Raw genomic sequence first — 21,256 nt, 5'->3', positions numbered from 1 at the left:
TGAGAAAATCGGTTCAAGAAATATGCACTACGCATAAAAGCGTCATGCAAAATGGGTAAGGTGGGTACTATCAGCATTGATAGGTGGCGATCAATATCGGCGGTGCAATACTTTTGGAAACGACGCAGTTCCCGGCGCAGCTTCCGGACTCTCCGATTCATCACCCCGAAAGGAACCATCATGGCAAACGATCTGATGTGCGACGCACTGGCAGCTGAACTGCAAGCGAACCACCTCATCCAGGCCGCCGGTACCACGCGCCTGGCGCCGCACGAGCTGCGCCGGCTGCGCATTACCAAGCGCGAGAGCCAGGAAAAATTCTGGGGTCGCTTCGGCGTCACCCAGTCCAGCGGCAGCCGCTTCGAGACCGGTCTTGCGATCCCGGCGCCGGTGTCGATTCTTCTGCGCATGTACATGAACGGCAAGCTCAGCGATGGTGATCTTCAGGGGTGATGAGCCCCAGGGCGATGGCCTTGACCACCGCCTGCTGGCGAGTGTTGACGTCAAATTTTTGACGCACATTCGCCAGGTGAAAATTGACGGTGGCTTCGGAACAACCCGTGATGCGCGCGATTTCCCATGATGACTTGCCCGCCATCACCCACTGCAGCACTTCCAGTTCGCGCCGCGTCAGGCGCGGCGTCTCGTCCGGCCGCGCCTCCTCGTCGCGGAAACGCCCGGAGGACACGAAGGCGTAGTCGCGCACCAGCGCCAGCATCGGCAGCGCTTCGCTCATGGCGCGCCGGGCATCGGCGTCGGGCCGCGCGTCGGACGCAAAACTGATCACCCCGAACTCGCCCTGCGGCCCGTGCACCGGCAAGGTCGCGCCGCTGCGGATGCCGTGGGCGCTGGCCTCTTCGTAGAGCCCAGCCTGCTGGGGGCCGGACGCGAACGTGCCCGGCTCCCACACGATGGGTATCGTGCTCGACTGACAATGGGCGACCGTGGGATCGACGTAGGCGAAGCCGTTGCGGTCGTAACGATCGCGCCAGCTTTCGGAGTAATTACTGCGCAAGAAGGCCGACTCGAAACGGGTATGACGCGAATTGACGACGCCAAACAGTACCTGGTCAAAGCCTAGCCCACGGGCAATGTTGAACAGGGACGCGCTCCAATGAGAAGCATCCTTGGCCTGCATCAGCTCGCGTAATAGCGCAGTGTCAATCATGGGGGTAAAGTTTGATATAACACCCCTATGCTAGATGGTTCACCCCGTTCACAAATTCACAGAAATTAACAACGGAGATATTTACTTTTATTATTGATGCATGCTGTCGTGCATAAACAACAACAATTTACAATCGTGCGCCTCGCCAGAGGGGAATCGGCTACCCTCCGCCGAATTACCTGCAACAAATTTCAGATTAGCAAGTATTTACTAGCCGAGATACCGTTTCGCAACTTGATTTAGATCTATAGAATCGTATCTTGTGCATGTCTAAAAACGACACTTTGCCGATTCCAACGGCTAACTAATAAACTTCCTTTCAGGATGAGGATCCAGGCGATGAACACCATGACCGATATGGGCGAACAGTTGGACGTCAAGCTGCTGCTCACCACATTGATGGCCTTGAAAAAAGGCGATTTTTCGGTACGCATGCCTGACGACTGGACTGGCGTTTCCGGCAAGATCGCCGACACCCTGAACGACATCATCGAGACCAAGCAGAAAATGGTCGAGACCGTCACGGAAGTTTCGCGGGTGGTGGGCCGCGAAGGTCACCTGACCCAGCGCGCCGACCTGCCGGGCGTGGTGGGCGGCTGGAGCACCATGATCAGCTCGGTCAACACGCTGATCGACGACCTGGTGCGCCCGACCACCGAGATGGCGCGCGTGATCGGCGCAGTGGCGAAAGGCGACCTGTCCCAGACCATGGCCCTCGAAGTCGACGGCCACCCGCTCAAGGGCCAGTACCTGCGCGCGGCGATGACGGCCAACACCATGGTCGAGCAGCTGTCCTCGTTCTCGTCCGAAGTCACGCGCGTGGCGCGCGAGGTCGGCACCGAGGGCAAACTGGGCGGCCAGGCGCAGGTCAAGGGCGTGGCCGGCACCTGGAAGGACTTGACCGATTCGGTCAACTCGATGGCGGGCAACCTGACCTCGCAGGTGCGCAACATTGCCGAAGTGACCACCGCGGTGGCCAACGGCGACCTGTCCAAGAAGATCACGGTGGACGTGCGCGGCGAGATCCTGCAACTGAAGGACACGATCAACGTCATGGTGGACCAGCTGCGCTCCTTCGCCTCGGAAGTCACGCGCGTGGCGCGCGAGGTCGGCACCGAGGGTAAGCTCGGCGGCCAGGCCTATGTGCCGGGCGTGGCGGGCACCTGGAAGGACTTGACCGACAACGTCAACTTCATGGCGTCGAACCTCACGGGCCAGGTGCGCAACATCGCGGCGGTGACCACCGCGGTGGCCAATGGCGACCTGTCCAAGAAGATCACGGTGGACGTCAAGGGCGAGATCCTGGAACTGAAGAACACCATCAACGTGATGGTCGACCAGCTGTCGTCGTTCGCCTCCGAGGTGACGCGCGTGGCGCGCGAGGTCGGCACCGAGGGGAAACTCGGCGGCCAGGCGGTGGTGAAAGGCGTGGCCGGCACCTGGAAGGACTTGACCGACTCGGTCAACTCGATGGCGGGCAACCTGACCGGCCAGGTGCGTAACATCGCCGACGTGACCACCGCGGTGGCCAACGGCGACCTGTCCAAGAAGATCACGGTGGACGTGAAAGGCGAGATTCTCGAGCTGAAGAACACCATCAACGTGATGGTCGACCAGCTGAACTCGTTCGCCTCGGAAGTCACGCGCGTGGCGCGCGAGGTCGGCACCGAAGGTAAACTCGGCGGCCAGGCGAACGTGCCGGGCGTGGCCGGCACCTGGAAGGACTTGACCGACGGCGTGAACTCGATGGCGGGCAACCTGACGGCCCAGGTGCGCAACATCGCGGAAGTGACCACCGCCGTGGCCAACGGCGACCTGTCCAAGAAGATCACGGTGGACGTCAAGGGCGAGATCCAGGAACTGAAGAACACCATCAACGTGATGGTCGACCAGCTGTCCTCGTTCGCCTCCGAGGTGACCCGGGTGGCGCGCGAAGTCGGCACCGAGGGTAAACTCGGCGGCCAGGCCTATGTGCCGGGCGTCGGCGGCACCTGGAAGGACTTGACCGACAACGTCAACTTCATGGCCTCGAACCTGACCGGCCAGGTCCGCAACATCGCGGCGGTGACCACCGCGGTGGCGCGCGGCGACCTGTCCAAGAAAATCACCGTGGACGTGAAGGGCGAGATTCTCGAGCTGAAGGACACCATCAACGTCATGGTGGACCAGCTGTCCTCGTTCGCGTCGGAAGTCACGCGCGTGGCGCGCGAGGTCGGCACCGAGGGCAAACTCGGCGGCCAGGCGAACGTGTCGGGCGTGGCCGGCACCTGGAAGGACTTGACGGAAAACGTCAACCAGCTGGCGGCCAACCTCACCAACCAGATGCGCGCGATCGGCGAAGTGGCGACCGCGGTGACGCGCGGCGACCTGTCGCGCTCGATCCAGGTGGAAGCGCGCGGCGAGGTGTCCTACCTGAAGGACAACATCAACGAGATGATCCGCAACCTGAAGGAAACCACACAGAAGAACGCGCAGCAGGACTGGCTCAAGACCAACCTGGCGCGCTTCACGCGCCTGCTGCAGGGCCAGCGCGACCTGCAGGCGGTGACCAAGCTGATTCTGTCGGAACTGGCGCCGCTGGTGTCGGCCCACCATGGCGTGTTCTACATGATGGACTCGCAGGAGACCGATGCGCGCCTGCGCATGATCGCCTCCTACGGCTACCGCTCGAGCCGCAAGCTGCCGACCTCGTTCCTGCCGGGCGAAGGCCTGGTGGGCCAGTGCGCGCTGGAAAAGACCCGCATCTGGCTGACCGACGTGCCGCGCGACTACATCGTGGTGTCCTCGGGCCTGGGCTCGGCGCCGCCGAACAATATCGTGGTGCTGCCGATCCTGTTCGAGCAGCAGGTCAAGGCCGTCATCGAGATCGCCTCGCTCGACCGCTTCACCGAAACCCACCTGTCCTTCCTCGACCAGCTGATGGAATCGATCGGCGTGGTCCTGAACACGATCGAGGCCAACAGCCGCACCGAGTCGCTGCTGACCCAGTCGCAGTCGCTGGCGCAGGAACTGCAGCAGACCAACCAGGAGCTGGGCGAGAAGGCGCGCCTGCTGTCCGAGCAGAACATCGAGGTGGAGCGCAAGAACCGCGAGGTGGAGCAGGCCAAGCTGGCGCTGGAAGAAAAAGCGACCCAGCTGGCGCTGTCTTCGAAGTACAAGTCCGAATTCCTGGCCAATATGTCGCACGAGTTGAGGACGCCCCTGAATTCGCTGCTGATCCTGGCACAGCAGCTGTCCGACAACCCGGAAGGCAACCTGTCGGGCAAGCAGGTGGAGTTCGCGAAGACGATCTACGGCTCGGGTTCGGACTTGCTGACCCTGATTAACGACATCCTCGACCTGTCCAAGATCGAGTCGGGCACCGTCACGCTGGACGTGTCGGAATACCGCTTCTCGAACCTGCGCAACTACGTCGACCGCACCTTCCGCCACATGGCCGAGGCCAAGCATCTGGGCTTCCAGGTCGAGCTGACCGAGAACCTGCCGACCGCCGTGATGACCGACACCACGCGCCTGCAGCAGGTGCTGAAGAACCTGCTGTCCAACGCCTTCAAGTTCACCAGCCATGGCCAGGTCTCGCTGGGCATCAGCCTGGTGACGAGCGGCTGGACCGCCGACCACCCGAACCTCGAGCATGCCGACGCGGTGCTGGCGTTCTCGGTGCACGACACCGGCGTGGGCATCCCGGCCGACAAGCTGCAGCTGATCTTCGAAGCGTTCCAGCAGGCCGACGGCTCGACCGCCCGCAAGTATGGCGGCACCGGCCTGGGCCTGTCGATTTCGCGCGAACTGGCGCGCCTCCTGGGCGGCGAAATCCGGGTCGAGTCGACGGTCAACGTCGGCTCGGTGTTCACGCTCTACCTGCCGTACAACCGCGCCGGCTTCATCAACTACGAACAGGCGCGCCAGCCGCAGCCGGCGCGCCTGGCCCCGCCCCTGACCATCCCCGCCCCGCTGGTGCCGGTGCTGCAGGAACACAGCGAAGTCTCGACCCTCGAGCGCACGGCGGACCTGCTCGACCCGAGCGGCGCCGTGGTCGCCTACGCGAGCGTGCTGGACGACCGCGGCCTGGTGACGCCGGGCGACCCGTCGGTGCTGATCGTCGAGGACGACGAGCGCTTCGCCAAGGTGGTGCTCGAATTCGCCCGAGAGAAAAACTTCAAAGCGATTGTGACCCACCGCGGGGATTCGACGCTGTCGCTGGCGCGCGACTACCTGCCGTCGGCGATCCTGCTCGATCTCGACCTGCCGGACATCGACGGCTTCACGGTGCTGGACCGCCTGAAACGCGACCCGAGCACGCGCCACATCCCGGTGCACGTGATGTCGTCACTGCGCGAGCGCGAACGCGCGCTGCGCCAGGGCGCCATCTCGTACATCAACAAGCCGGTCGAGCGCGAGGCGCTGAACGAGGAATTCAAGCGCATCCAGAAATTCCTGATGGGCGGCAAGCGCAGCCTGCTGGTGGTCGAGGACGATCCGGCCCAGCGCGACGCGATCGTTTCCCTGATCGGCAACAACGACATCCATATGGTGACGGTCGACCATGGCGCCGCCGCGCTCGAGGTCCTGCAATCCTCGCACTTCGACTGCATGGTGCTCGACCTGACCCTGCCCGACATCTCGGGCTTCGACCTGCTCGACCAGATCGGCCGCAACGAGCGCCTGCGCGACCTGCCGATCGTGATCTACACTTCCCAGGAGCTCAATCGCAAGGAAGTCACGAAGCTCAAGCGCTTTGCCAAGACCATCGTGATCAAGGATGCGCGCTCGCCCGAGCGCCTGCTGGACGAGACGGCGCTGTTCCTGCACCGCTCGCAGGCCAGCCTGCCCGAGACCCAGCGCCGCATGCTGGAGGAGATTCACGCCCTCGACTCGGGCCTGGCCGGGCGCAAGGTGCTGATCGTCGACGACGACCTGCGCAACATCTTCGCTCTCTCGACGCTGCTGGAGCGCCAGCAGATGCAGGTGCTGTTCGCCGAGAACGGCCGCGACGGCATCGAGGTGCTCGAGAAAGACCCGGGCATCGAGATCGTCCTGATGGACATCATGATGCCCGAGATGGACGGCTACGACACGATGCGGGCGATCCGCCGCATCCCGAAATTCCGCTCGCTGCCGATCATTACCCTGACCGCGAAGGCGATGAAGGGCGACCGCGACAAGTGCATCGCGGCCGGCGCCTCGGACTACATCACCAAGCCGGTCGACGTGGCGCAGCTGCTGTCGATGATGCGGGTTTGGCTGCATTGATGGCCGCATTGATGACCGCATCGATGGTTGCATCGATGGTTGCGCCGAGGCCGCGATGAACGCCCTGACTGGTGTGCCGGTCGATACCGGCCTGGCGGAGCTCGAGATCGAGCTGCTGCTCGAAGCGCTGTACCAGCGTTTCGGCCTGGATTACCGCAGCCATGAGCGCGCCGTCCTGCGGCGCCGGCTGCAGGAACTGGCGCGCCTGCACGCATTGCCGAATCTCACGCGGTTGCAGGAGCAGGTGCTGCATGCGCCCGGCGCGGCGCTGGGCGTGGTGCGCGCGCTGGCGGTGCAGCCGGCTTCGCTGTTCGACCGGCCCGACTGGGCGCGGCGCCAGCGCGGCGCGCTGGCCGACAGCCTGCGTCCGACCGCCCTGCCCAAGGTCTGGCTGCCCGAGGTGGCCGGCGTGGGCGAAGCCTGGACCCTGGCCGTGCTGCTGGCCGAGGAAAAGCTGTACGCACGCACCGAGGTGTTCGCGACCCTGGCCAGCGACGAATTGCTGTTCGAGGCGCGCGAAGCCACGCTGCCGGCCTCCCAGCTGATGGACGCCCAGCGCGGCTACGAAGCCAGCGGCGGCAGCGGGCGGCTGGCCGACTACTTCGAGGTCAGCGACGGCCGCGCGTGCCTGCTGCCTCGGCTGCGCGAGCGCATCACCTGGCTGCAGTACTGCCTGGTGACGGACGGCTCGTTCAACGAGTTCCACACGATCGTCTGCTGTCGCGCCCTGCCCGACTTCGGCCCGCTGCTGCGCCAGCGCGTGCTGCGCCTGTTCAGGGACAGCCTGGCCCTGTTCGGGGTGCTCGGGCTCGACCGCGCGCTGGGGGCAGGCGACGCCGGCGCGGCCGACTACCAGAGCTTGTTCGAGGATGGGACCTGGTACAAGCGGGTGCGTTAATAACGAATGCCGACGCCCGTAGGGTTGGCGGCTTCGCCGCCGACGCGGCGGTCGTTATCGGCCGCGATGTCGCGCCGGATGATGCTGGCGCCAACCATCGCCGCGTCGGCGGCATGGCCGCCGACCCTGCCCGCCATCCAGGCATCGATCCGGTCTGCCAAGCCCGGCCGCAAGTGCAGGCCCAGCTTGGTCCTGCGCCACAAGACATCCTGCGCACACGTGGCCCACTCGTGCGTCATCAGGTAACGCAGCTCGGCCTCGTACAGGCCAGGGGCCACTTCAGGGCCGAGATCGGCCAGCGCCCGGCAGTCGTCCAGTAAAACGTCCACCCGGGTGCCGTAGGCGCGCGCATAGCGCAGCGCCAAGGGCTTCGGCAGCCAGGCATGGCGGCGCTGCAGCGCCGCCACCCAGCGGTCGAACTCCAGCACCCCACGGCTGTCGGGCTGCGGCCCGAACAGGTCGCCGCCCGGCAGTACGGCGCCCGCCGTCCACGCCCCGGCCGGGGCCGTGCCCAGCAGCGGCGCGATCCAGTCGACGGCTTCCTCGGCCAGCTTGCGGTAGGTCGTGATCTTGCCGCCGAAGACGGACAGCAGCGGCGGTCCATCGGCGTCGCGTTCGAGGAAATAGTCGCGCGTGATCGCCGCCGCCTTGCCGGCATCGTCGTCCAGCAGCGGACGCACGCCCGAATAGCTCCACACCACGTCGCCAGGCGCCAGCTGGCGCTTGAAGTATTGGTTGGCCAGCGCGCACAGGTAGCGCGTCTCGCCCTCGCCGATCGCGGCCGCGCCGGGGTCGCCCGTGAAATCGACGTCGGTGGTCCCGACCAGGGTGAACGCTTCTTCGTACGGGAGCGCGAACACGACCCGGCCATCGGCATGCTGGAACAGGTAGGCGCAGCCGTGCTCGAACAGGCTCGGCACGACGATATGGCTGCCCTTGATCAGGCGCAGCGCGCGGTGCGGCGCGTCCCGGTTGGCGCGCCCGGCGAAGCGCGCCGCCCACGGGCCGGCGGCATTGACCAGGCCGCGCGCGCGCACGGTCAGGGGCGCGCCGCCCCGATCGATCCGCGCCTCCCAGTGCGCGGCGCGGCGGACCACGTCGTCGCAGGCCGCATGGGTGAGCACCCGCGCCCCGCGCTCGTGGGCATCGAGGGCGTTGAGCACCACCAGCCGCGCATCGTCGACCCAGCCGTCCGAATAAGCGAAGCCGCGCGCAAACTCGGGCTTGAGCGGCGCGCCGGCGGGATGGCCGGCCAGCTCGATCGCGCTGGACGCCGGCAGGAAATCGCGCGGCGCCAGCCGGTCGTAGAGGAACAGCCCGGCGCGAATCAGCCAGGCCGGACGCTGGCCCGCCACGTGCGGCATCACGAAGCGCAGCGGGCGCATGATGTGCGGCGCGCTCCTGAGCAGGGTCTCGCGCTCGGCCAGCGCCTTGCGCACCAGGCCGAATTCGCGGTATTCGAGGTAGCGCAGGCCGCCATGGATCAACTTGCTGGAGGCGGACGAGGTATGCGCGCCCAGGTCGTCCTTCTCGCACAGCACCACGGCCAGCCCGCGCCCGGCCGCGTCGCGCGCGATCCCGGCGCCGTTGATGCCGCCGCCGACCACCAGCAGGTCGCAATCGATCGTCGTGTCCCCGCCCATCGCCTCTCCTCCACGCTCATCCGCCCAGCGCACCCGCCCAGCGCATCCGATCCACTTTACGCGCGCGCGCGAACCCGGCGTTCGCCTGCATCAATTATGCGGAGAATCGACAGGCCGGTGTGTAAAATCGCCACATGTCCATCCCGTCCACGCCCGACCGGACCCGCGCCTGGGTCCGCATGCCATCCGGCCGCCGTCTCGACCTGCTCGACCCGACACCCTTCGACTGGGACGACGCCGACCTGGCGCTCGGCCTGGCCCGCACCTACCGCTGGGGCGGCCACTCGGCCTGGCCACTGCCGCTGTCGGTGGCCCAGCACTCGATCACGGTGATGCTGCTGCGCCGCGCTGCCACGCCGGCCATCACGCCGCTGGAAGAATTGCGCGAACTGCTGCACGACGCCGAGGAAGGTCTGCTCGGCTTCGATGCGATCTCGGTCATCAAGCCTTTCCTGGGCGACGCCTTCCGCGCGCTGACGACACGCCTGGAACACATGGTATTCCTGCGCTATGGCCTGCCGGCCTGGGATGCGCGCGGCCACGCGGCGCACAAGCGCGCCGACCGCCTGGCCGCCGCCAGCGAAGCGGTGCACGTGGCCGGCTGGTCGCGCGACGAGGTGCGGCGCACGCTCAAGATCCGCGCCGGGGTGCTGGCCGAGGATCCGCTTGCCGCCTACTATGATTGCCGGCCGTGGGAACCGTGGGCGCCTGGCGTGGCCTCTGAGCGCTTCCTGGCCGAGCTCGCGCGGCTGACCGGGCCCAACCAAGCTTGAGTCCGTCTGCGCCTGCGACTTGCCGCAGTGGGACGACGCCGTGCAAGGTGCTGCGCGGAAATCTAAGTTTCGCACAGGTATTATTGAACACTAAGTGGCTGATTTCATTCAGCCTTTTGGTCTATCCACAAGAAATGTGGATAAGTGTGTGGAAAAGCGCCACTTGACAAGCCGCAAGCGCAGCATTGATGCGGGTTTCAACAAAATGCCCGTTCAAAAGGCAAAAAAATATCCTTGTAAAATCAGTAACTTGCACGTGCACCACTTCTGCGCGTCCATGTTATAGGTGGCAAAGTCCTACAAATGTGGGGCACGGGGGATAAGTCGTCAACGTGCCCCCATCTGTCGTCATTTCCACGCGTTCCGGGCGCGGTCGCGCACCATCATGCGGATGCTGTCGGGCATCGGCGTGCGCAGCGCGCGCTTGTCGGCGCTGAGCCAGGCACATTCCTCGAAATGCTTGAGCATGGCCGGGGTAATGAAGCGCGTGCGCGCCGCATACACGTGGCGGTCGCCCATGCTCGACTGCTGCTTGATGAAGAAGCGGTTCGGCACCACCAGGTGCAGGTGCTCGCGCGCCCGCGTCATCGCCACATAGAGCAGGCGCCGCTCTTCCTCGATGTCTTCCGGGCTGCCGGTCGCCATGTCCGACGGAATGCAGCCGTCGACGACATTAAGCACATGCACCGACTTCCATTCCTGCCCCTTGCTCGAATGGATGGTGGACAGGATCACGTAGTCTTCGTCCAGCAGCGGCGCGCCGGCGCGGTCGCTGGTGGCTTCGGGCGGATCGAGCGTGATCTCGGCCAGGAAGCTCTCGCGGTTGCCATAGCCGCCGGACAGCGCCACCAACTGGTCGAGATCGGCCGCGCGCACCTGGGCGTCGTCATGCAGGCGCTCCAGATGCGGCTGGTACCACGCGCGCGCCAGCTCGAGGTCCATCGGCCAGCGCAGGCCCGGCGTGCGCAGGCGCCGGTACAGCGCGCAGAACGTCTGCCAGTCGGCCTTGCAGCGCGCCGGCACCGCGAACGCTTCCAGCGCCGCGACCGCATCGTCGCCGCTGCCCGCGGCCTCGACCAGGCGGCTGGCGGTTGCCTGGCCGATGCCGGGAACGAGTTGCAGGGCACGAAAGCCCGCCAGCCGCCCGCTCGGGTTCTGGGCGAAGCGCAACACGGCCAGCACGTCCTTGATGTGGGCCGCTTCCAGGAATTTCAGGCCGCCGAACTTGACGAAGGGGATGTTGCGGCGCATGAGCTCGAGTTCGAGCGCGGCGCTGTGGCTGGCTGCGCGAAACAGCACCGCCTGGCTCTTGAGCGCGACGCCGGTTTCGCGCTGTTCGAGGATGCGATTGCAGACCCAGCGCGCCTGCTCGGCTTCGTCGGGAATCAAGACCAGCTGCGGCTTGATGTTCGACGCCTTGTCGGTCCATAACGTCTTGGCGTGGCGCTCGAGCGCGGCGCCGATCACCGCGTTCGACGCGTCCAGGATCGGCTGCGTGGAGCGGTAGTTGCGGGCCAACGTGATCAATTGCGCCGGCTGCGAGAACTGGGCGGGAAAGTCGAGGATGTTGCGCACGGTGGCGCCGCGAAAGCCATAGATCGATTGCGCATCGTCGCCCACCACCAGCACGCCGCGGCCGTCGGGCTTCATGCCGGTCACGATGGCCGCCTGCAGGCGGTTGGTGTCCTGGTATTCGTCGACCAGCACGTGGTCGAACAGCGCGCCCAGTTCCGGCCCCAGCACCGGGTCGGCCGCCATCTCGGCCCAGAACAGGAGCAGGTCGTCGTAGTCGAGCACGTTCTGCTCCTGCTTGGCGTCGACGTAGGCGCCGAACAGCGTCTTGAGCTGGGCTTCCCACTCGCTGCACCACGGGAAAAATGCCTGCAGCACCGCGTCGAGCGGCTCGCGGCCATTGACCACGCGCGAATAGATCGACAGGCAGGTGCCTTTCAGCGGAAAGCGTTTTTCGGTCCGGCTCAGGCCAATCTCGTGACGCACCATGCCCATCAGGTCTTCGGCGTCGCCGCGGTCGTGGATCGTGAACCCCGCGTCCAGTCCGATGCGGCCGGCGAACTCGCGCAGCAGGCGCGCGCCGATGCTGTGGAACGTGCCGGCCCAGGGCAGCGTGACCGGCGCCTGGCCGCCCCTGAGCCCGAAGATCCGGTGCAGCACGCCGCCGGCGCGCTGGGTCATCTCGGTGGCGGCGCGGCGCGAAAACGTCAGCAGCAGGATGCGCTGCGGATCGGCGCCCGCCTGGATCAGGCGCGCCACCCGGTGCGCCAGCGTATTGGTCTTGCCGGAACCGGCGCCGGCCACCACCAGCAGCGGACGCGGCGCCTCACGCCCCACGTCGTGCTCGACCGCCGCCCGCTGTTCGGGGTTCAGGCTGGCGAACGGGTCATCGGTGGCGGACGGGGCGGCGATCGGATCGGCGACGGCGGACATGGGCGGAATCTGGAAATGCCATACTGTACATTTATCCAGTCCGGCCCGGCAAGGGGAAAATGCGGATGCCGTGCGGCCGCGTCAGGAAGTGCAAACATGACATCAGCCATAACCTCAACAATCGCTGCCAAGTCCCGGAATATCAAGGCATTTCATGGATATCCACAAAGTCTGTGAATAAGTGTGTGGAAAAGCGGGGGCTTGACACGCTATACGCGGCCTCCCGTGCGGCTTTCAACAATTTGCCTATTGGGAAGGCAATCCTGTATTCGCCAAGAATCAAGGGCTTACACGCTGTATCCCCGATCTGCACAGTATGCACCAAAAATAATTCTCGCGACCACGTTGTGGCCGAACCGGCGCGCCAGTCACGCTCAGGGGGGCGCCCGGCGGCGCTCCGGCTCGAGCAGCACGCGCTCGATCACCTGCCGGCACACGCCGTGCGCCTTGAGGTATTCGAGCGCCGGCATGGTGCCGCTCTCGCCCAGGGTGGCGATGCCGCGTGCCACGATGTCACGCTGGAGGATGTTGCGCCTGAGCGCGGACGATCCGGAGAGGCGTTGGTCGTTATCCTGGGCTCGGCATGGACTCATGGCGCGGATCTCCGGTAGGTTATGTCGCTGACGCATCACGAGTATTGACGATGGCGGAACGAAGTCAATGTCAAACCTGTATCAATACGCAAAAACCATATTTACGGCAGATAGCGGCGCCCGCCGCCTGCGCTGCGCCGCCCGGCCGCGATCCTGCCTACAATCGGCTCAACGAATCAGACGCGAGGATTACCATGAGCATCCAATCCACCCCCGACCTGAATCCCGGCGACGTCGCCGCGCCCGGCACCCCTGGCGCCGGCGAGGACATCTGCGACGCCTGCGCCGGCCGCGGCACGCTGGCCGACGGCAAGCCATGCCCGCAATGCGGCGGCAGCGGCCGCGTGATGGAAGGAATCGGCGGCGGCTGAGCCCCTGTCCCGGCAGGTCGGCGGCGTTGTGGACAGGTGCGTAGGCGACATGCGCGTGGGCGACATGCGCGTAGGCGACGTGCGCGTAGGCGACCTGCGCAGCCGCTGCATGACGGGCGTGAGCAACGCAGCGCGCGCCCGCCGGGCGCGGCACGCACGATGCTCGCCCGCCTGTGCGGCCCCATGCCGCTACCCGGCCCGGGTAGCGCATGGACACGGCGCGCGCGCTGCGGCGATAATCGCGGGATGAGCGCCTCTCCCCTGCCAACGCCGCCTTCCGCACCGCAGTGCGCACCGTACGGTGCGCCACTTCCGCCTCCGGCCGAACCCGATCGTCCCCGTCCGACGTCGCTGACCGACCTGTTCCTGTCATTCACGCTGATTGCCCTGCAGGGCTTCGGCGGGGTACTGGCCGTGATCCAGCAGCAAGTTGTCGAGCGCAAGCGCTGGATGAGCAACGAAGAATTCATCGAGGAATGGTCGGTGGCCCAGGTCATGCCGGGCCCCAACGTCTGCAACCTGGCCATGATGATCGGCACCCGCCACTTCGGCCTGGCCGGCGCCATGAGCGCCCTGGCCGGCATCCTCACCGTGCCGCTGATCCTGGTGCTGTGCCTGGCCCTGGTCTACGCGCAGTTCGCCACCCAGCCCCAGGTGCAGGGCGCCCTGCGCGGCATGGCCGCCGTCGCTGCCGGCCTGATCGCCGCCACCGGCCTGCGCATGTCCAGCGCGCTGGCCCGGAACGTCATCCCGCTCGCGGCCTGCATCGCGATCGCCGCCACCGGGTTCGTGCTGCTGGCCTGGATCCGCTTGCCGCTGGCGGCCGTGGTCGGCCTCCTCGGCGGCCTCGGCTGCGTGCTGGCCTGGCGCGGGCTCAAGCCATGAACGCGCCGGTCCTGGCGTTCGGCTGGCATGACTGGCTGAACCTGTTCGTCCATTTCCTGATGCTGTCCATGATGTCGCTCGGCGGCGCGATCTCGACCACCTCCGAGATGCAGCGCTACCTGGTCGAGCGCCAGGGCTGGCTCAGCCAGACCCAGTTCGCCGATTCGGTGGCCCTGGCCCAATCGTCGCCCGGGCCCAACGTCCTGTTCGTGGCCCTGCTGGGCTGGAACGTGGGCCTCAACTCCCGCAGCATGACGGCCGCGCTCTCCGGCGTCGCGATCTCGATGATCGGCATCATGCTGCCCTCCACCGTATTCACTTACCAGGTGGCGCGCTGGGCCCAGCGCAACCACGCTCTGCGCGCCGTGCGCGCCTTCAAGCAGGGCATGGCGCCGCTGGTGATCGCGATGCTGCTGTCGACCGCCTGGCTGCTGGCCAGCGGCGGCGGCAAGGGAGGCGAACACATGGACAACTGGCCCCTGTGGCTGTTGACGGCGGCCACCGCCATCGTCGTCTGGCGCACCCGCCTGCACCTGCTGTGGATGCTGGCGCTCGGCGCGCTGCTGGGGGCGCTGGGCGTGGTCTAGTTGGCAAGCGGCGCCGGGACGCGGCATACTGACGCTTTCCTTGTAAACCGCGTATCCACTGCGATCGACACCAACATGCCCCAACTCCTCAATGAGCACGCCTGCTTCGGCGGCGTGCAGCGCTTCTACCAGCACGACTCGGCCGCCATCGGGCTGCCGATGAAATTCTCGGTCTACCTGCCGCCGGCGGCGGGCGAGAAGACGCTGCCGGTCCTGTTCTACCTGGCCGGCCTGACCTGCACCGAAGAAACCTTCACGATCAAGGCCGGCGCCCAGCGCGTGGCCAGCGAACTGGGCATCATCCTGGTCGCGCCCGACACCAGCCCGCGCGGCGCCAACGTGCCGGGAGAAAGCGACAGCTGGGACTTCGGCGTCGGCGCCGGCTTCTACCTCGACGCCATCCAGGAACCGTGGGCGCGCCACTACCGCATGCACAGCTACCTGCTGGAGTTGCATGCGCTGGTGCTGGCCACCTTCCAGGCCGACCCGGCGCGGGTGGGCATCTTCGGGCACTCGATGGGCGGCCATGGCGCGCTGACCATGGCGCTCAAGCATCCCGACCTGTTCCGCTCGGTCTCGGCCTTCGCGCCGATCGCCGCGCCCAGCCGCTGCCCGTGGGGCAAGAAGGCCTTCAGTGGCTACCTCGGTCCCGACGAAAGCGTCTGGCAGCAACATGACGCCAGCGCCCTGATGGCGTCGCATGCGAGCGCGCCATTCCCTGGCGGCATCCTGATCGATCAGGGCCTGGGCGACAAATTCCTGGCCGAGCAGCTGTTGCCCGAGGCGTTCGAAGAAGCCTGCGCCAAGGCCGGGCAGCCGCTCACCCTGCGCCGCCATCCGGGCTACGACCACGGCTATTACTTCATCTCGACTTTCGTCGAAGACCATCTGCGTTTCCACAGCCGCCAGCTCGGCTGATCCACGCGCGGCCCCGTCCGGGGCCGCCGCCCTCGCTGCATCATTCCGCACGGCAAACGAACGACGGCCACGCCCGTCCCTGTGTATGCTGGAAGTTAACAACTTCTTCATCATGCGAGAGTTCGAACCATTCATCGACCGTGCCGACGCGGGCACGAAGTTGGCAACGGCGCTGGCGCAGGCGTTGGCGTTGGCGCCCGCATCGGCACGCTGCAGCCACGACGTGCTCGTGCTGGCGCTGCCGCGCGGCGGGGTGCCGGTCGCGTTTCCGGTCGCGCAGGCGCTGGGGGCCGAACTCGACCTGATGCTGGTGCGCAAGCTCGGCTTGCCGGGCCAGCCCGAGTTCGCCATGGGCGCCATCGCCAGTGGCGGCGTGCTGGTGCTCCAGCCTGGCGTGCCGGGCCTGATGGGCGTGACCCAGTCCGAAGTCGACGCGGTCATTGCAGCGGAACGGGCCGAGCTGGCGCGGCGCGAGCGGCGTTATCGCGGCGAGCGTGCTCCATGCCGGGTCGCGGGACGCTGCGTGATCCTGGTCGACGACGGCATCGCCACCGGCTCGACGATGCTGGCGGCGGTCGAAGTCGCGCGCCGCCAGCGGCCGTCCCGGCTGGTGGTTGCGGTGCCGGCGGCGGCCCGGGATTCGCTGGACGCATTGCGCGGCGTGGTCGACGACGTGGTATGCCTGGTGGCCCCGGCCCGCTTTCGTTCCGTCGGGCAGTGGTATCGCCGCTTCGACCAGACGGGCGATGAAGAAGTGCAGACCCTGCTGGCACAAGCGTGGGCGCCGACGCGCGACGCCGCCAGCCAACCCCACCCAAAGGAGCCGACATGAACGATACGAATGAAAAATCGACCAACGCAGGCAAATGGATCGGCGCAGCAGTCGCGGGCGCCTTGCTGATGTACGCATTCGACCCGGAGCGCGGCGCCAGGCGCCGCGCCAACGCCCGCGGCGCACTGCGCGACGCGCGCGTGCGCACCGGCGACCGCCTCGAACATGCCTTGCACAATGCGGGCGATCGCCTCGACTCGGCGCGCCTGCGCGCCACCGGCGCCGCGGCCCGCGCCGGCGAGCGCCTGGCCGGCGCCGCCCATGCGGCGGGTGACCGCCTGACCGAGGCCTCGCACCGCACGCGCGACCGGCTCGACCATGCGCGCGAGCGCCTGGCCGACGCCTCATACGAAGCGCGAGACCGCGCCAGCCACGTCGCGCACGAGACGCGCGACCGCGTGAAGCACGCCGCCTACGAGGCGCGCGACCGCGCCGGCCATGTGGCCCATGAGGCGCGCGAACATGCCGAATATGCCGCCGCCAAGGCGCGCGACCGCGCCGAGTACACGGCAGCGGCCTCGGCCGACGCCGCCGAACGCGCCCGCATCCGCGCCGACCAGGCGCGCGAACGCCTGGAACAGAGCGCCCACAGCCTCAAAACCGACGCCCGCGCGCGCGCCAACGCCGCCGGCAATCAGGTCCGCGCATGGACCGACCACCTGAGCCAGGTGTTCGGCGCGCGCAGCCCGACGCTCACCAATTCGGCCCTGCTGGGCACCGGCGCCCTGAGCGTGGTCGGCCTGGCGCGCCGCTCGCCGCTGGCCGCCCTGCTCGGCCTGGGCGCGCTGGCGGTGCTGCTGCGCAGCGACCGCGGCCGCCACCTGGTCGATTCGCTGCGTCAGCGCGGCGCCGCCGGCCAGGTCAAGGTGGAAAACTCGATCCACATCGACGCCGCGCCGAAGGAGGTGTTCGACGCCTGGTCCGAAGTCGAGAACTTCCCGCGCTTCATGTCGCACGTGACCGAGGTGCGCGACCTCGGCCACCGCCGCTCGCACTGGGTGGTGCGCGGTCCCGGCGGCATGGAATACGCCTGGAACGCGGTCATGACCGAGCAGTCGCGTCCCGAGCGCCTGTCGTGGCGCAGCGAACCGGGCTCGGAGATCGAGCAGGAAGGCACGGTGACCTTCGAGCCATCCGGCAACGGCACGCGCGTCACGGTGCGCATGACCTACTCGCCGCCGGCCGGCGCGCTGGGCCACGGCATCGCACGCATGCTCGGCGCCGATCCGCAGCGCCAGATGGACGACGACCTGGCGCGCATGAAGGAATTCATCGAACGCGGCGGCGCCCACTACGCCGGCCGCCAGGCGGCGCCGGACCACAGCTTCCTGCACTGATGTGACCATCCTCACCAGCGCCACCCTCGACGCGGTGCGCGCGTCGGCCCGCCCCCTCACGGGGGGCGCGGACGACTACGACGCCCTGCTCGAGATGGTGGGCAGCGCCCGCTTCGTGCTGCTCGGGGAAGCCACCCACGGCAGCCACGAGTTCTATGCCGAGCGCGCGCGCATCACCCGGCGCCTGATCACCGAAAAAGGCTTCACCGCGGTCGCGGTCGAAGCCGACTGGCCCGACGCCTGGCGCGTCAACCGCTATGTGCGCGGCGAAGGCGCGGACGAGCATGGCCGCGCCGCACTCATGGGATTCGAGCGCTTCCCGGCCTGGATGTGGCGCAACACGGCGGTGCTCGACTTCGTCGAGTGGCTGCGCGCGCACAACGATGGCCTGGACGCCGATGCCAAAACCGGCTTCTACGGCCTGGACCTGTACAGTATGTATACCTCGATCCATGAGGTGCTGCACTACCTGGACCAGGTCGACCCCGATGCCGCGCGCGACGCGCGCAAGGTCTACGCCTGCTTCGACCACTACGAGCGGGACAGCCAGCAATACGGCTACGAGGCCAGCTTCGGCATGTCGCCTTCCTGCCAGGACGGCGTGATCGCCACCCTGCGCACGCTGCAGCAGCGCGCCTTCGACTACGTGCGGCCCGAGGCACCCGGCGCCGCAGACGCCTACTTTTACGCCCAGCAGAACGCGCGCCTGGTCAAGAACGCCGAGGAGTACTACCGCACCATGTTCAAGGGCCGCATCTCGTCCTGGAACCTGCGCGACAGCCACATGGCCGAGACCTTGGACGCGGTGGCGCGCCACCTGTCGCGCGGCGGCGAACCCGCGCGCGTCGTGGTGTGGGAACACAATTCGCACATCGGCGACGCGCGCGCGACCGAGATCGGGCGCCACGGCGAATGGACGGTGGGCGAGCTGGCGCGCAAGGCCCATGGCGCCGACACGGTCCTGATCGGCTTCACCACCTACGAAGGCCGGGTCACTGCGGCCTCCGAATGGGATGGCGAAGGCCTGCACAAGCACGTGCGGCCGGCCCTGCAGAACAGCTACGAGCACCTGCTGCACTGCACCGGCATCGGGCGCTTCTTCCTGCCGCTCCAGGCGCCGTCGCCGGCGCGCGACGCACTGATGGAAGAGCGGCTGGAGCGCGCCATCGGCGTGCTGTACCTGCCGCGCAGCGAGCGCCGCAGCCACTACTTCATGGCCCAGCTGCCGCGCCAGTTCGACGCCGTGATCCACATCGACCGCACCACGGCGGTCGAGCCGCTCGACGCGACGGGCGGCTGGCACTCGGGCGAGCCGCCGGAGACGTATCCGGAAGGGCTGTAGGGTCGGCAGCTTCGCTGCCGACGCGGCGGCCGGCTGCGGTGATCGTTATCGGCTCCGCTTTCGCGCCGGATGATCTTGCTGCCAACTATCACCGCGTCGGCGGCGAAGCCGCCAACCCTACCGCGTACCCATCGCGGCCATTCGCCTTGGCCACGTACAAGGCCGCATCCGCCGCCGCCAGCAGCGCGTCTTCATCCTGCCCCGGCCGCCACAAGGCGACGCCGACGCTGGCCGACACCGCCAGCATCCCGGCGCCGGTGGCGAAGGGCGCGCGCATCGTGGACACGATCTTGGCCGCGATCCGGGCCACGATATGTTCGGCCTCGGCCTCGGCGCCGCCGATCTCTTCGAGGATCACCACGAACTCGTCGCCCGAGAGCCGCGCAGGCAGGTCGCTGGCGCGCACGCAGGCGCACAGGCGCACGCCGAATTCCTTCAGCACCTCGTCGCCCACGCCATGGCCGTGGCTGTCGTTGATGCGCTTGAAGTGGTCGACGTCCAGGTAGGCCAGCGCCAGCGCCCGGCCGTGGCGCGCGGCGCGCGCCAGCGCCTGCTGCAGGGTCTCGTTGAAGCTGCGCCGGTTGGCCAGGCCAGTCAGGGTATCGATGCGCGCGAGCCGGCTCAACTGCTCCTCGACCTCTTTCACGTGCGTCATGTCATGCTTGAGCGCGTACACGCCGGCGACGCTGCCGTCCGGCTGCAGGTCGGGGATGTAGACGCCTTCCAGCACCCGCGGCGCCCCATTGATCACCAGCCGCATCTGGCAGGTGGCGGCGCGGCCGGCGAACGCGTTGTCCAGGCCCTCGGCCCCCTGGCGCGCGGCATCCTCGCCCATCAACTGGGCGATCGACATGCCGACCAGCCGCTCGGGCGCGACCCCGAACCAGCGCTCGAAGGTCGCGTTCCCGAACCTGAAGCGCCGGTCGCGGTCGACGTAGGCGATCAGCACGGGCAGGTTGTCGGTGATCAGGCGCAGGCGCTTCTCGCTGGCCGCGCGCAGGCCTTCGGCGTTCTCGCGCTCGGCCATCAGCTGGTAGAAGGCGTTGCCCAGCTCCCCGATCTCGTCGCGCCGGGTGTCGTGCAGCACCGCGATGTCGGCGCCGTCATGACGGATCGCGCGGATGCGGTCGCGCAGCCGCTGCAGCGGGGCCAGCAGCCGGAACACCAGCACCCAGGCCAGCACGCCCGAGGCCAGCGCCAGCGCGGTCGCGCCGAAGATGGCGTTCCTGCACATCTGCGCCAGCGGCGCGAAAGCTTCCTCGGTGGGGTAGCGCGCCCCCAGTATCCAGCCGGTGGTGCGCAGGCGCTGGTAGGCGTAGATCGATGCGCGCCCATCGGGGCCGTCCGCCTCGATCCACCCCTCCAGGCCGCGCAGGGCGCGCTCCAGGCCCGCGGTGTGCGGCCCGGCCCGCTGCAGCACGCGGCGCGGGTCGGGATGGTCGATCATGACCCCGTCGGGCGTCATCAGGAACAGGTAGCCCGAGGCGCCCGGCTTGAGGGCGCTGATCTGGCGCAGGAAGCCGGTCGCCTGCAAGTCCATGCTGGCCGTCAGCACGCCGGTCAGGTTGCCGCCCTGGTCGAGCACGGGCGCGCTGACGATGACCACCTGCCGTGCGGAGACGCGGCTGACGAAAGGCTGCGACATGAAGCCGAGCAGGGTCGCCCGGGGGCGCTCGAAGTACTCGCGCCCCGCGGCGTCCAGCGGCTTGTCGTGGCCGAACGAGCGCAGCGACACCACCTGCCGGCCGCGCGCATCGAGCAGGAGCAGATTCAGGTACTCGTGTTCCCAGATCGGCCCCTGGGCGTCGAGAAAGCGACGCGCGGCCTGCGGATCGTCCAGCGCCGCCGGCGGCAGGCTGGCCGCCAGCGACTCCAGCTGCGCCACGCGCGCCACGATGCGGTCGTCCATGAAGGAGGCGGCGCTGGCCAGCATCGCATATTGCTGGTTGCCGATCACCGACTTCATGCCGCGTTCGGCGACCGCCAGGGTGGCCAGCGTGACGAGCAAGGTCGCCACGAACACCAGGAGGGCGGCAACGCAGGCGATGCGCAGCTTCAGGGTCGCCGGCATCAGGCGCCGACCGCGTTTAGGCATATCAATATTTGTCGACCGCAAGGCGGCAAAGTATTACATATTAAGCCATCCCGACCAAGAACTATGGACGAAACGATACATGAGGTATATGAATGGCAACATCCCTCGCCCGGTAA

General features: G+C 67.4%; 16 protein-coding genes. 11 read left to right on the top strand and 5 right to left on the bottom strand.

Annotation, left to right across the window (positions count from 1 at the left end; all coding sequences use genetic code 11):
• Window positions 1–180: 180 nt before the first annotated feature.
• Window positions 181–453 carry a helix-turn-helix domain-containing protein gene (locus ACZ9AQ_RS04120; protein WP_429202613.1) on the top strand — a complete coding sequence of 91 codons (273 nt, stop codon included), beginning with the start codon at window positions 181–183 and terminating at the stop codon, window positions 451–453.
• Here ACZ9AQ_RS04120 and ACZ9AQ_RS04115 read toward each other — a convergent pair.
• Window positions 428–1,168: an autoinducer binding domain-containing protein gene (locus tag ACZ9AQ_RS04115; protein WP_429202614.1), complete on the bottom strand. Its 741-nt coding sequence runs from the start codon at window positions 1,166–1,168 to the stop codon at window positions 428–430. The two genes, ACZ9AQ_RS04120 and ACZ9AQ_RS04115, sit on opposite strands and share 26 nt — an antisense overlap.
• 339 nt (window positions 1,169–1,507) lie before the next feature.
• Here ACZ9AQ_RS04115 and ACZ9AQ_RS04110 point away from each other — a divergent pair, with 339 nt between their 5' ends.
• Window positions 1,508–6,421, top strand: coding sequence for a response regulator (locus ACZ9AQ_RS04110; protein ID WP_429202616.1), 4,914 nt, complete (start codon window positions 1,508–1,510; stop codon window positions 6,419–6,421).
• A gap of 55 nt (window positions 6,422–6,476) precedes the next feature.
• Entirely contained in the window at window positions 6,477–7,319 is an 843-nt protein-coding gene (locus ACZ9AQ_RS04105) for a protein-glutamate O-methyltransferase CheR (RefSeq protein ID WP_429202618.1), read from the top strand.
• Here the strand turns inward: ACZ9AQ_RS04105 and glpD are convergent.
• Window positions 7,316–8,962, bottom strand: coding sequence for a glycerol-3-phosphate dehydrogenase (gene glpD, locus ACZ9AQ_RS04100; RefSeq protein ID WP_429202620.1), 1,647 nt, complete (start codon window positions 8,960–8,962; stop codon window positions 7,316–7,318). The genes ACZ9AQ_RS04105 and glpD overlap by 4 nt on opposite strands.
• Window positions 8,963–9,096: 134 nt before the next feature.
• Here glpD and ACZ9AQ_RS04095 point away from each other — a divergent pair, with 134 nt between their 5' ends.
• On the top strand, window positions 9,097–9,735 hold the full coding sequence (locus ACZ9AQ_RS04095; RefSeq protein ID WP_429202622.1) for a phosphohydrolase: 639 nt from the start codon (window positions 9,097–9,099) through the stop codon (window positions 9,733–9,735).
• 348 nt (window positions 9,736–10,083) lie between these two features.
• Here ACZ9AQ_RS04095 and ACZ9AQ_RS04090 read toward each other — a convergent pair whose 3' ends face one another.
• Both ACZ9AQ_RS04090 and ACZ9AQ_RS04085 read right to left on the bottom strand, forming a co-directional pair.
• Window positions 10,084–12,180, bottom strand: coding sequence for an ATP-dependent helicase (locus ACZ9AQ_RS04090; RefSeq protein WP_429202623.1), 2,097 nt, complete (start codon window positions 12,178–12,180; stop codon window positions 10,084–10,086).
• A 374-nt stretch (window positions 12,181–12,554) separates the two neighbouring features.
• Window positions 12,555–12,773: a hypothetical protein gene (locus ACZ9AQ_RS04085; RefSeq protein ID WP_429202625.1), complete on the bottom strand. Its 219-nt coding sequence runs from the start codon at window positions 12,771–12,773 to the stop codon at window positions 12,555–12,557.
• Between the two features lie 194 nt (window positions 12,774–12,967).
• Between ACZ9AQ_RS04085 and ACZ9AQ_RS04080 the strand changes: the two genes are divergently transcribed.
• From ACZ9AQ_RS04080 to ACZ9AQ_RS04050, 7 genes are all read left to right on the top strand, one after another.
• On the top strand, window positions 12,968–13,144 hold the full coding sequence (locus tag ACZ9AQ_RS04080; protein ID WP_429202627.1) for a hypothetical protein: 177 nt from the start codon (window positions 12,968–12,970) through the stop codon (window positions 13,142–13,144).
• 246 nt (window positions 13,145–13,390) lie between these two features.
• Window positions 13,391–14,029 carry a chromate transporter gene (locus ACZ9AQ_RS04075; RefSeq protein WP_429202628.1) on the top strand — a complete coding sequence of 213 codons (639 nt, stop codon included), beginning with the start codon at window positions 13,391–13,393 and terminating at the stop codon, window positions 14,027–14,029.
• Window positions 14,026–14,616 (top strand): chromate transporter, encoded by a 591-nt coding sequence (locus ACZ9AQ_RS04070; protein ID WP_429202630.1) that lies wholly within the window; start codon window positions 14,026–14,028, stop codon window positions 14,614–14,616. The genes ACZ9AQ_RS04075 and ACZ9AQ_RS04070 overlap by 4 nt, the downstream gene beginning before the upstream one ends.
• Window positions 14,617–14,691: 75 nt before the next feature.
• Window positions 14,692–15,534 (top strand): S-formylglutathione hydrolase, encoded by an 843-nt coding sequence (fghA, locus tag ACZ9AQ_RS04065; protein ID WP_429202631.1) that lies wholly within the window; start codon window positions 14,692–14,694, stop codon window positions 15,532–15,534.
• Between the two features lie 85 nt (window positions 15,535–15,619).
• Window positions 15,620–16,366: a phosphoribosyltransferase gene (locus ACZ9AQ_RS04060; protein ID WP_429202633.1), complete on the top strand. Its 747-nt coding sequence runs from the start codon at window positions 15,620–15,622 to the stop codon at window positions 16,364–16,366.
• The gene (locus ACZ9AQ_RS04055) at window positions 16,363–17,703 is read left to right on the top strand and encodes an SRPBCC family protein (RefSeq protein ID WP_429202634.1); all 1,341 of its coding nucleotides are present in this window, start codon (window positions 16,363–16,365) and stop codon (window positions 17,701–17,703) included. Before ACZ9AQ_RS04060 ends, ACZ9AQ_RS04055 begins: the two co-directional genes overlap by 4 nt.
• A gap of 1 nt (window position 17,704) precedes the next feature.
• Entirely contained in the window at window positions 17,705–19,045 is a 1,341-nt protein-coding gene (locus ACZ9AQ_RS04050) for an erythromycin esterase family protein (RefSeq protein ID WP_429202635.1), read from the top strand.
• Window positions 19,046–19,133: 88 nt separating this feature from the next.
• Here ACZ9AQ_RS04050 and ACZ9AQ_RS04045 read toward each other — a convergent pair whose 3' ends face one another.
• Window positions 19,134–21,140, bottom strand: a complete 2,007-nt coding sequence (locus ACZ9AQ_RS04045; RefSeq protein ID WP_429202636.1) for a diguanylate cyclase domain-containing protein — start codon at window positions 21,138–21,140, stop codon at window positions 19,134–19,136.
• Between the last annotated feature and the right edge of the window lie 116 nt (window positions 21,141–21,256).

It is taken from the genome of Massilia sp. UYP34, assembly GCF_056279385.1.
This window is presented reverse-complemented; position numbering and strand designations above follow the sequence as displayed.

Bases quoted from the DNA above. Each gene is read 5' to 3' on its own strand.
- ACZ9AQ_RS04060 (WP_429202633.1), top strand. From the start codon at position 15,620: ATGCTGGAAGTTAACAACTTCTTCATCATGCGAGAGTTCGAACCATTC.
- ACZ9AQ_RS04055 (WP_429202634.1), top strand. From the start codon at position 16,363: ATGAACGATACGAATGAAAAATCGACCAACGCAGGCAAATGGATCGGC.
- ACZ9AQ_RS04120 (WP_429202613.1), top strand. From the start codon at position 181: ATGGCAAACGATCTGATGTGCGACGCACTGGCAGCTGAACTGCAAGCG.
- ACZ9AQ_RS04110 (WP_429202616.1), top strand. From the start codon at position 1,508: ATGAACACCATGACCGATATGGGCGAACAGTTGGACGTCAAGCTGCTG.
- ACZ9AQ_RS04070 (WP_429202630.1), top strand. From the start codon at position 14,026: ATGAACGCGCCGGTCCTGGCGTTCGGCTGGCATGACTGGCTGAACCTG.
- ACZ9AQ_RS04080 (WP_429202627.1), top strand. From the start codon at position 12,968: ATGAGCATCCAATCCACCCCCGACCTGAATCCCGGCGACGTCGCCGCG.
- ACZ9AQ_RS04115 (WP_429202614.1), bottom strand. From the start codon at position 1,168: ATGATTGACACTGCGCTATTACGCGAGCTGATGCAGGCCAAGGATGCT.
- ACZ9AQ_RS04090 (WP_429202623.1), bottom strand. From the start codon at position 12,180: ATGTCCGCCGTCGCCGATCCGATCGCCGCCCCGTCCGCCACCGATGAC.
- fghA (WP_429202631.1), top strand. From the start codon at position 14,692: ATGCCCCAACTCCTCAATGAGCACGCCTGCTTCGGCGGCGTGCAGCGC.
- ACZ9AQ_RS04045 (WP_429202636.1), bottom strand. From the start codon at position 21,140: ATGCCTAAACGCGGTCGGCGCCTGATGCCGGCGACCCTGAAGCTGCGC.
- ACZ9AQ_RS04075 (WP_429202628.1), top strand. From the start codon at position 13,391: ATGAGCGCCTCTCCCCTGCCAACGCCGCCTTCCGCACCGCAGTGCGCA.
- ACZ9AQ_RS04085 (WP_429202625.1), bottom strand. From the start codon at position 12,773: ATGAGTCCATGCCGAGCCCAGGATAACGACCAACGCCTCTCCGGATCG.
- glpD (WP_429202620.1), bottom strand. From the start codon at position 8,962: ATGGGCGGGGACACGACGATCGATTGCGACCTGCTGGTGGTCGGCGGC.
- ACZ9AQ_RS04095 (WP_429202622.1), top strand. From the start codon at position 9,097: ATGTCCATCCCGTCCACGCCCGACCGGACCCGCGCCTGGGTCCGCATG.
- ACZ9AQ_RS04105 (WP_429202618.1), top strand. From the start codon at position 6,477: ATGAACGCCCTGACTGGTGTGCCGGTCGATACCGGCCTGGCGGAGCTC.